At 43.8% G+C, this 9,934-nt stretch carries 5 protein-coding genes; all 5 read right to left on the reverse strand.

Annotated elements, in window-relative coordinates; all coding sequences use genetic code 11:
* Positions 1 to 397: 397 nt before the first annotated feature.
* Complete coding sequence (locus Q0L00_RS14995) at positions 398 to 1,984, reverse strand: glucoamylase family protein (RefSeq protein WP_297337699.1); 1,587 nt, start codon at positions 1,982 to 1,984, stop codon at positions 398 to 400.
* 154 nt (positions 1,985 to 2,138) lie between these two features.
* Positions 2,139 to 3,626 (reverse strand): RagB/SusD family nutrient uptake outer membrane protein, encoded by a 1,488-nt coding sequence (locus Q0L00_RS15000; protein WP_297337700.1) that lies wholly within the window; start codon positions 3,624 to 3,626, stop codon positions 2,139 to 2,141.
* Positions 3,627 to 3,639: 13 nt separating this feature from the next.
* A complete protein-coding gene (locus Q0L00_RS15005; RefSeq protein ID WP_297337701.1) occupies positions 3,640 to 6,651 on the reverse strand; it encodes a TonB-dependent receptor in 3,012 nt (1,003 codons plus the stop codon).
* Between the two features lie 257 nt (positions 6,652 to 6,908).
* Positions 6,909 to 8,795, reverse strand: a complete 1,887-nt coding sequence (locus tag Q0L00_RS15010; protein WP_297337702.1) for a 7TM diverse intracellular signaling domain-containing protein — start codon at positions 8,793 to 8,795, stop codon at positions 6,909 to 6,911.
* Positions 8,796 to 9,243: 448 nt separating this feature from the next.
* A complete protein-coding gene (locus tag Q0L00_RS15015) occupies positions 9,244 to 9,687 on the reverse strand; it encodes an HAD domain-containing protein (protein ID WP_297337703.1) in 444 nt (147 codons plus the stop codon).
* Positions 9,688 to 9,934 lie beyond the last annotated feature (247 nt).

Genomic DNA, 9,934 nt, shown 5'->3' on the forward strand with positions numbered 1-9,934 from the left:
TAGGCTTTCCAAAGAAAGTTACCGTTTAAAATGGTTGAAAAACTGGGACATTTAAATAAATAACGGCAACTCCCCAACCATTGGATCCCATACGGTCATGAATTGCCATAACTACCAGTTAGCCAATCAATGATCCAAAAGGGCTTAAGCGGACATGGATGGGGAATGCGCCGAAAAGCACCCTACAAGAAAGAATAAAACTCCGAGGGATCAATTTCAAGAAAGAAAGCATTTAAATTCATTTGCTAGCTTTTAGAAAATCCCTCGGAGGATTAAATAAGTGGTTGAAAGTCAGAAAATCAGCACCTAAACCTTCCACCTATGGCTCCTGGAAATTCAACAAGAGAAAAGTTTAATTTTAATCCTTAAAATTCACCCTTTTTTGATTGCCTCAACCTTACTCCAACTCTGGGCTGCTAAAGTCCAGTTTTCTCAGGCCTTCCTGAACTTCAGGAGCTCCCATAAATAGATCCCAACCCAAACCACTTCGGTAATTTTCGATCATGGCTACCATCGGTCCTTGATCAATGGCTAGGTATCGATTGGGATAAAAGTCATGCTCGGGACTCATGGCATCATAAAAACCGTATTTGCCAAAGACTTTTTCTCCATAATTGTAATAAAGATTTTTAATTACGGCGATGGATTCCTCTGGCGTGTAGGGAATGGATGAAACAGCCGCTGTGGGTGAAATTACCCCGGTATCATTCCCCGGATGATGGGCATTGTAAAAGTTAATGGAATAGGATGCAGTCAAGCCCCATAGATCTTCTCCGTAGCCTTTAAATTCATTGGGGTTTTCCATACACCAGGCCCGATTGATGAGCGTTTGGTTTCGGTTTTCTTCCTCATAATTGGCATATTGATCTTCCAATCCCAGCGGATTTAAACCCAAATACGAATAATGTGCCCAAAAAAGCGGACCGCCCAATTGTTCGGATCCATTGTGTTTTAAGCCCAGCTTGTATCCAAAGGCCTCCTTATCCACTTTAATATCCCCGCCTCGGGCCCAGCCCTCATGATACACGGCAGGATCGATCCCATGCGTAGGAGAAGCTGCTGCCAACACGTAAGTAATCAAGCACTCATTGTAGCCTTGCAACCCAAAATTCATATCCCAATCGTAATTCGGGGACCAATGCCAAAACAAAATATTTTGTCCCCCACGGGTGAACCATGACCAATCCATTTCCTCCCAAAGGGCATTAATCCGACCAGCCAAGGCTTTCTCTGCTTCAGACCCGTCTTGATAATACTCTCGAACGGCCAGTAAGCCCTGCATCAAAAATGCAGATTCAACCAGGTCCGCACCATCGTCTTTGGCTCCAAATGGCTTGGTTTTCCCCGTTTTTCCATCAATCCAATGGGACCAGACCCCATGGTATCGGTCAGCCTTTTCCAAAAAGCCAACGATTCGCTCCATTCTTTCCAAACCGGCTTCCCGACTTACCCATCCCCGATCAATTCCTGCCAGTAATCCAAATAGGCCAAAACCTGTACCTCCGGTAGTGACGATATGTGCATCATTGTCGGGATACTCTCCGTCCAGGTGAATGCGCTCTGGCGCCATCCCTGAATTGGGTTCGGCCCCATGCCAAAAGTAGCGGAAGGTGTAGTACTCTACCATATCCAGCAATTCCTCTTCATTCATTTTTCGAGTGGTGGTTTCTCCACTCGCTAGCGTAATCGAGTCCGATTGACTTTTCGCCCTTACCTGATATTCCAACATCACCTCACTACCCAGATCAGACACAAAATCCAGGTACAAGGTATCTTGTGTTTCGCCTCTTCGGGTAAAGTTCTCCCCATCCAAACTCACATAGACAGCATATTCACCCACCCCTTCCTCAGGGTTCCAGTGGAGCTCCACATGATTTTCATAGGGATCAATTTCCAGATTGCCTTTGTCCTCTTGGCTGCTTTGGCAGGAAAACAAGACCAACTGGATCAAAAATCCGGATATCAACGCATTTAACTTCTTCATTACTGGTGTTTTAAACATAAGAAATACCGGATCTCTGAGCTTGACTCAGAAATCCGGTTAAAGTTTATTGGTTTAACCATCCCCAGCCCCTTAATTTCTATCCCTAGAAATTAAAAGTACTTAAAGAGGTTAAGGTACCGAGGTGGTAATTTACTTAATAGCCCGGGTTTTGATTGAGGGTTCCCCCACTAATATCAATTTCGGATTGAGGAATGGGATACACCTCATGTTTTCCCGGTGTCCAATTGATGCCCAAGTCAGCAAATACCTCTTCGGCTCTTCCTTGTCTGACCAGATCAAAGTAACGATGCTGCTCCATGGCCAGTTCTACTCTTCGCTCATGCCAGATCGCTTCTCTGAGTTCTTGCTGATCGGTAGTAGTCACATCGGGAAGGATGTCGGGATTTCCCTGACGGGCTCTTTCTCGGACTTGATTCAAATAATCCAGCGCTTCAGAGCTGTTGCCCAGTTCATTGGCTGCTTCTGCTGCAATCAACAATAAATCAGCATATCGGAATATACGGATGTTGGCTCCGCTGTTTCCAAAACCGATAGGTGGGCGCTCAGGAAGCCAAGCTTTACGGCTGAAGCGCGCATTGGAACCCATATTGGGATCTGCCTGTACCACTTCTCCGGAAGGCAAGGTATCTCCGTTTGAAATGACAGTAGCCTGCAATCGTGGATCACCTTCTTCATAGGCGGCGATCAGATCATCAGAAGGACCATTGAAACCCCAGCCATTATTTGGGTTACCCCGGATACCCTGCACCTCATTAAATTGAGAGCCTCCGCCCCCTTGTTCCAAGGCAACAGTGGAAACCTCAAAAATGGATTCTGAACTATGCTCTCCTTCTCTTCTAAAAATCGCTTCATAATTAGGGTAAAGGGCATATTCTCCGGAATTGATTACCTCCAAAGCTAAATCATAGGCTCCCTGAAAATCATTTTGAAACAAATGAACCTTGGACAGGAAGGCCTTTGCCGCCCCGGAAGTTGCTCTTCCCAAATCAGTGGCAGCATATTCGGATTTCTCAGGCAGATTGCTTGCCGCAAACAGCAAGTCCTCCTCGATAAAGGCATAAATCTGATCCGTGGAAACCCGCTCCTGACGGTATTCGTCCGGGTTGAGTGGGCGGTCGATCAAAGGTAACTCCCCATAAGTCCTTACCAGAAAGAAATAGAAATAGGCCCGCAGAAACCGAGCTTCCGCGGTCAATCGTGTTTTCAAGGCATCGTCCATTTCAATGGCATCGATATTGGCCAAGACCTGATTGGCACGAAACACCCCTTGAAAATAGCCCGACCAAATGCCATTTACCGCCGTATTATTGGCATCAAAGGTAAAGTCATTGATATCCTGAAGGAATCCCGCATCACCGGGAACAGACCCCTTATCGGCATCATCAGAGGCGATATCGGTAATTCCCACATAGGAAAAGACATGGACATTGAAGCTTCGCAAATGTGAATAAATCGCATTCACCGCTTGCTCAGCCTGCAGTTCATCTTGAAAGAAATTGTCTGAAGTCAACTCTCCTTTTGGAGCACGGTCCAAAAACTCATCGCTGCAGGAGACTAGGCCCAGGGCCAAAATAGAACCCAAAGCCACTGTTTTTATGTGATTGATGAAGTATGTTTTCATGTTTGATTTGGGTTTAGAAGTTTGCAGAAACACCTACGTTGATGGTACGAGCAATGGGATAAATCCCGCTATCGTAGCCAGTTCCCAGAACATTTCCCCCACCGATTTCAGGCGTATATCCCGAGTAGTTGGTTAGGGTGAATAAATTGGTTCCCGATACGTACAAGCGGAAATTTTGAACTCGGATTTTTTCCAGCGTCGCCGCAGGGAACGTGTAGCCAACCTGCACATTTCTAAGTCTTAAGAAAGATCCATCCTCGATAAATCGATCCGAAACTTCGTAGTTATGCCCTCCGTTTGTCACCCGAGGTTCAGTAGTGCTTGTTCCTTCTCCTGTCCAGCGATCTAAGAAGGAGGTTTCAAAGTTGTAGGTATTAAACCGGACTTGCTTTTTGGAATTGTAGATTTCATTTCCCAGGGTTCCGTTGAAATCCGCACTGAAATCTATTCCTCGGAAATCAAATCCCAGATTAAAACCAAAAATCAAATCAGGAATCGGACTACCCAAAATTACCCGGTCATTGTTGTTGACTACGCCATCTCCATTGGTGTCTTCAAAAATCAAATCACCAGGTACTTCCGGTCCACGCGTTGGGATCGTATTGAGTTGCTCCTCGTTTTGGAAAACCCCTGCGGTCTTGTATCCGAAATAATGACCGATGGATTCCCCTACTATCGTCCGGCTTCCCAATAGCCCACTGATGCCTACTGCACCGCCAAAAATGGCTTCATTTCCTTCACCGATGTCGAGGACCTTATTATTTACCGTAGAAGCAACGATACCAAAATTATAATTGAAATCCCCTTTGCTGTCTCTCCAGTTTAAGGTAAGGTCGAGTCCACTGTTTTCCACTGAGGCAGCGTTAACCACCGGGTTGTTGGAAGCTCCCACATACGAAGGAATAGGCACTCCTACCAAAATATCATTGGTTCGGCGATAGTAGTAATCCAATTCACCGATCAAGCGATCATCCAACAATCCGAATTCCAATCCGAAATTGGAAGTTACCGTTTCTTCCCACTGAATAAAGGGATTGGCCAATCGGGTTAAGGTAGCTCCATAAAGCAACTCTTCATTTTGACCAAAAACCGCATTTTGATTTCCAGTCACTACCGGACGTCCTTCGTAAAAGGCAATTTTATCGTTTCCGATAATTCCCCAGCTCCCTCTGATTTTCAAATCAGAAAATATGGACTGATCCTGCATGAAACCCTCTTCGATCAAGCGATAGCCCAAAGCGATGGAAGGGAAATTCCCAAAACGGTTTTCCCGGCCAAATCGAGAAGAACCATCTCTTCTGAACGTACCGGTGACCAGGAACTTATCTTTAAAGGTATAATTAGCTCGGAATAAAAAGGACAACATGGCCCAATCCCCCGCAGTATTCGAATTGGTTTGAGAGGTTAGATCCCCTGCACTCAAATACCAAAGGGAAGGATCTTCACCCGGTAGATTTCTTCGTCCTCCTGAAAGAGATTCAGTGTAAAAAGACTGGGTGGTAATTCCGCCCAATAAATTCAGGCGATGATCATCCCATTCTTTCAGGTAATTCAGCGTATTTTCCCAGAGGATATTCCGGCTTCTGCCATTACTGACTGAAATGGAGTTTTCTAAATTTTGTTGAGTTGGGGAAACAAAATAAACAGGAGTGAATGATTTTCCGTCCCGAAATGCCAAATCCAATCCCAGGTTGGAACGGAAGGTAAAGTCTTTGAGGAATTTCACATCCGCAAAGAAATTCCCCACGCCCCGGTAACTGTGGTTCCTATTGTTTGAGTTGTATTCAAACTGTGCCACCGGGTTACCCACTGGGGAAGTATTGGTATAATCCCCCGCTTCATTAATCGGGTCAAAGATGGGATAGGCCCGATAGGCATTGCCGACCACACCTGGCTCATTTTGTTGATTATTGTAAATGAAGGAGAAGTTATGTCCGAAGGTTACTGCATCGGCTAATTTATACTGATTGTTGAGTCGGATGGTGAGCCGCTCAAACTCAGACTCTTTGACTACTCCCTTTTGATCAAAGTAATTCACGCTTAGATTGAAGCTGGTATTTTTATTTCCTCCGCTCGCTCCTAATGTGATATTATTGACTGGGGCGGTTCTAAAAATCTGATCCTGCCAATTGGTTCCCTCACCAAATTCGGAAGGAGTATAGATGGGTTGATTCCCCACATTTTGCTCTAACTCGTTAGCCAGTTCGGCAAATTGTCTTCCATTGACTAAATCAATTTGACGGGCAACTTGCTGCACTCCCGTGTAGGCATCCACACTGATACGGGTTTCGGTATCAAAATCTCCCTGGCGTGTGGTGACAATGATGACGCCGTTAGCCCCTCTGGAACCATATATTGCCGTGGCAGAAGCATCTTTAAGTACTTCCATGGATTCCACGTCATTGGGGTTAAGAAAATCGATATTGTCCAAGAGCATGCCATCCACCACAAATAGCGGATTGGAATTGTTGAGTGTACCTACCCCGCGAATCCGAACCGTGGCTCCTGAACCCGGTGCACCGGAATTAGAGGTGATCTGAACACCGGAAACTCGTCCTTGCAGCGACTGGGTCACATCCGATACCGGAAGTCTAGTCAATTCTTCGGATTTGATGGAGGAAATGGATCCTGTCAAATCACTCTTTCGCTGGATTCCATATCCCACGACCACAAACTCATCCAAGTCCGAGGTATCGTCTGCCAGCGTAACATTGATTTCACTTTGGCCATTTACCGGGATTTCTTGGGACATGAATCCCACAAAAGAAAAAACCAATACATCTTCCGATCCGGCATTGAGATTGAATTTACCGTCCAAATCGGTAACAGTACCATTTGTTGTCCCTTTAATTACCACATTGACTCCGGGTAGCGGATCACCGTTGGAGTCGGTCACCGTTCCCTGAACGGCACTGCTTTGAGCCCAAGAGGCCTGCGTGAAAATAAAGAGTAGAATTAAAAGGAAATAGCGCATCCGGCTAATCAGACTCTGCTGATTTTCCCTTTTTACTAATGAGTGTTTCATTGGGGTTTGGGTTTAGTTTGATTGTGTTTTAAAAAAGATGCTTTTAGTATAAAGCAATACCTAAATTTATCAAACCAGAATGTCCAAGTAGTGAAAGCCTCCTGCAATCTGACAAAAATCAACCCGGATACCCCAAAATAAAACCCCGATTTCCCTATTTAGTATCAGCTAAAAAAGCTCAAATTCGGAATAGAATCGCCTTTTGAGTTATTTTTCACCGATTGGTTATCAGAAAAATTTCCCCTTCCATTCTTCCATTAATTTAGACTCATTACCGGAGGATCCACCAGGAATTCCTCCCATTCTGGGGAGGCCTTTCCAAAGCTTGCTTTTGCATGCTTCACCTTCAATTTAAAATTAGAAATGGCATTTATCCGAAGATCCAACAGGTGAGAAAGTTGCTCCAAAGTCATTTGATCCTGTCCGGAGATGACCAGATAAACTAAGTAAAACGCTTTCTGGATAGGAATTCGAATCCCGTGAAAAATGGTACCTGCCGTGGGCGATTCAATATGGCCGCAGCCCCCACATCTTCGGTGAAAAAGTTTTGGAGCTTTGGCTTCCTTGGATTGCCCGCAAGATTTACACGTAAACCCATCGGACCATTTGATCTCCTCCAAGTAGCGGTAGCAGGAAGTGGGATCTGGAAAAATCAACTGAAACTCCTCATAGCTGAGCTTCTTATTGGTCACCTGATTTCTGAGTCCTTCCTTCATTTTGGATTTGAGCTTCCAGATATCCTTATCCAAAAGTGCGTTGATTCGCTTGATCTCTTCATCCTTTTCTAGGATCTGCTTGTTATAAGCCTCCAACAGCCTGCTTTTCTCTTCCAGTTCGAAAGTTCGGCTTGCTACCTTTTCCTCCAACTCGGCATTGACCTTATCCTTGAGTTGGGCATTGGCCTCGGCTTGTCTTAAGCTACGAAGCAAGGCTCGGTCTTTGGTCTCTTTGAGGATTTTAACCCGGTCCCCCAAGGCCAAGGTGAGCAGGAGCATTTCAATCAAAAAGGCCATATGCAAACTGTAGTACAGGACTGTACTATGAGGAATAATGGCGGTATGAACCAGAATTTTGAGCAATACGCCTAGGACCAAAATTGCATAGGCGGCCACAAACAGCCGGGCGACTTTATAGCCCTTGATCAGGACGACTACACTGGCTACCAAAATCAAGAGGAAAGGCAAAATATCATAGACCTGAACTTCCAACAATTCACGGACCCCCATCATTCCAGCCATAAACAAAAGGGATTTGGCGACCAAAAACCAGCGCAGCAATTGATAAAGCAAGCGGTGTCGCAACTTTAGATTTAAAAATCGGATCGAGAAGAATATGGCAAAAGCAACCACCCCAAAGCCAAAAACCCCATTGACGTAAGTATTCCATTCAGGACGATTGGGCCAGAAATACTGAAAGCCAACGCCATCTACAGCTAAGGCAAAACCCGCCACACTTAACAGGTAGAAGACATAATAAAGGTATTTGATTTCCCGAATAGCCACATAGATCAGGAGATTATACAGCGTGATAATTAAGATCATACCATAAAAAATCCCATACAGAAAATACTCATTGAGCGAATAAAACACAAAGCGGTTGACCGATCGGAAGGCGATGCGGATATCTGCTTTTTGCGAGGATCGGATTTTAAAATAATAATCGACGATCCCTTCGCTTCCATTGCTTACCGGAACTTCAAAATTCTTATGGAAAAAAAGCCGCTGTCCGAAAGGCCGATTATCTCCGAGTTCAACCTTTCGAAAATCCCCTTGCCCCCCAGGCAGATATGCATCGAGCTGATCGATGGTTTGATCATAAAATTCAAGAATCCAATTTTTTTGACTGGAAGGGTTTCGAAGGATGGAGACCTTGACCCAATAAGTTTTGTTTGGATCAAAATTCCCTTTGGAAAATGTGGGGTCAATTTTAAAGTTATCCTGAAAATCAGGATCAGAAACCGTGGAGATAGCTAACGAATTTCCGGTTTCCTCAAAAAACTCAAGCTTATCGATGGCATAAATCCGCTCATCGAGTTGATCGTCAATTTCAAAAGTATAGCCTCCGGATATGCGCTGAGCTGGAGTTTCAGAAAGGATAAAAAACCCGAGAAATGCTAGCGTCCAAATGAGTAGATTGGGCTTCATCAAAAGAGATAGTTAAAAGCACCACCAAGAAATGATGCTTTTGATAAGTTGGTTAATTAGTTTTCAGATAGGGAAAAAGACAGCCTACCCATTTTAATTAACGCTCAGGAAAACAAAACAGTTGGCTAAGGGATAGAAAATTTCCTTTCATCAAGTATAATCTGAAAATCAATTTTACTTTTTAAAGTTCATTTTCTTTGATAAAATCAAAAAGACAGGCTGAATCTATTTTTTCATGCTGTATCGATAGAGACTAGTGGGATAGAATGAAAAAACTACACTCTTACTTGGTAAGGTTTTCACCTTAAAAAAATTACCCTTTAAACAAAAGTCAGATGAAATCGAGCATGACGTACCCGTTACACACCGGGATGATTAGAATTGCGAAGATTCCATCTGACCACTGAAAATCAAATTATAAACAGATGAAATACCGCCTAGGCGACTACTAAACTCGAACCTCTAATTTCTTTAATTTGTCTTTGGTCAAACCTATTATTGGATCGGTTATGATTAAATGTTCCTTCAAATCCTTGGGTAGATCATACAGAGACTTATCGTCATCAATTATTAGAAACCTTTCTGGTTTATTATTTGACGCAAACCAGTCTTGTATTTCATTTTTTCGCTTCCTATTCTGATGAGAAGACGGAAGCTTATCGAGATGTTTTACAATTATTCCTCTTTTCTTGAATACATCCTTCCAATCCTGAAGAGAAAACCGATCACGGTGACTGGTACTTAAAATAATTTCAGTATCGCTCGAAATCAGAGAATTCAGACTTTCAACCGCTTTGGCTAAAAACACAGGAAAGCCGTCCTCCATCAAAACTGGAGTTTTCCAATGAGCAGCTGAAACTAATACACCGTCTATATCTAAGAAAATCAACATAAAACCAAAGTTATTCTATTTCATTGATTCTTTCGAGCAACTCGTCAAAACTTATGCCATTGTATTTTGCATCCTCTTGATTAAGCAGCTTGATTTTGGCAGGAGAATCCCAATCTTCCTCATTAAAAATAACGTCTTTCCACTCAAAAAGTTCTTTTGCTGCCGATCTGATGCCAGGAACTTGGTCTAAATGTATCCACCCCACCAAGTACATCTTTCATAGTTCCCCTACCAGCTGTAGGTTTGC

The organism is Algoriphagus sp. (genome assembly GCF_024305035.1).
In the GTDB taxonomy this organism is placed as follows: Bacteria; Bacteroidota; Bacteroidia; order Cytophagales; family Cyclobacteriaceae; genus Algoriphagus.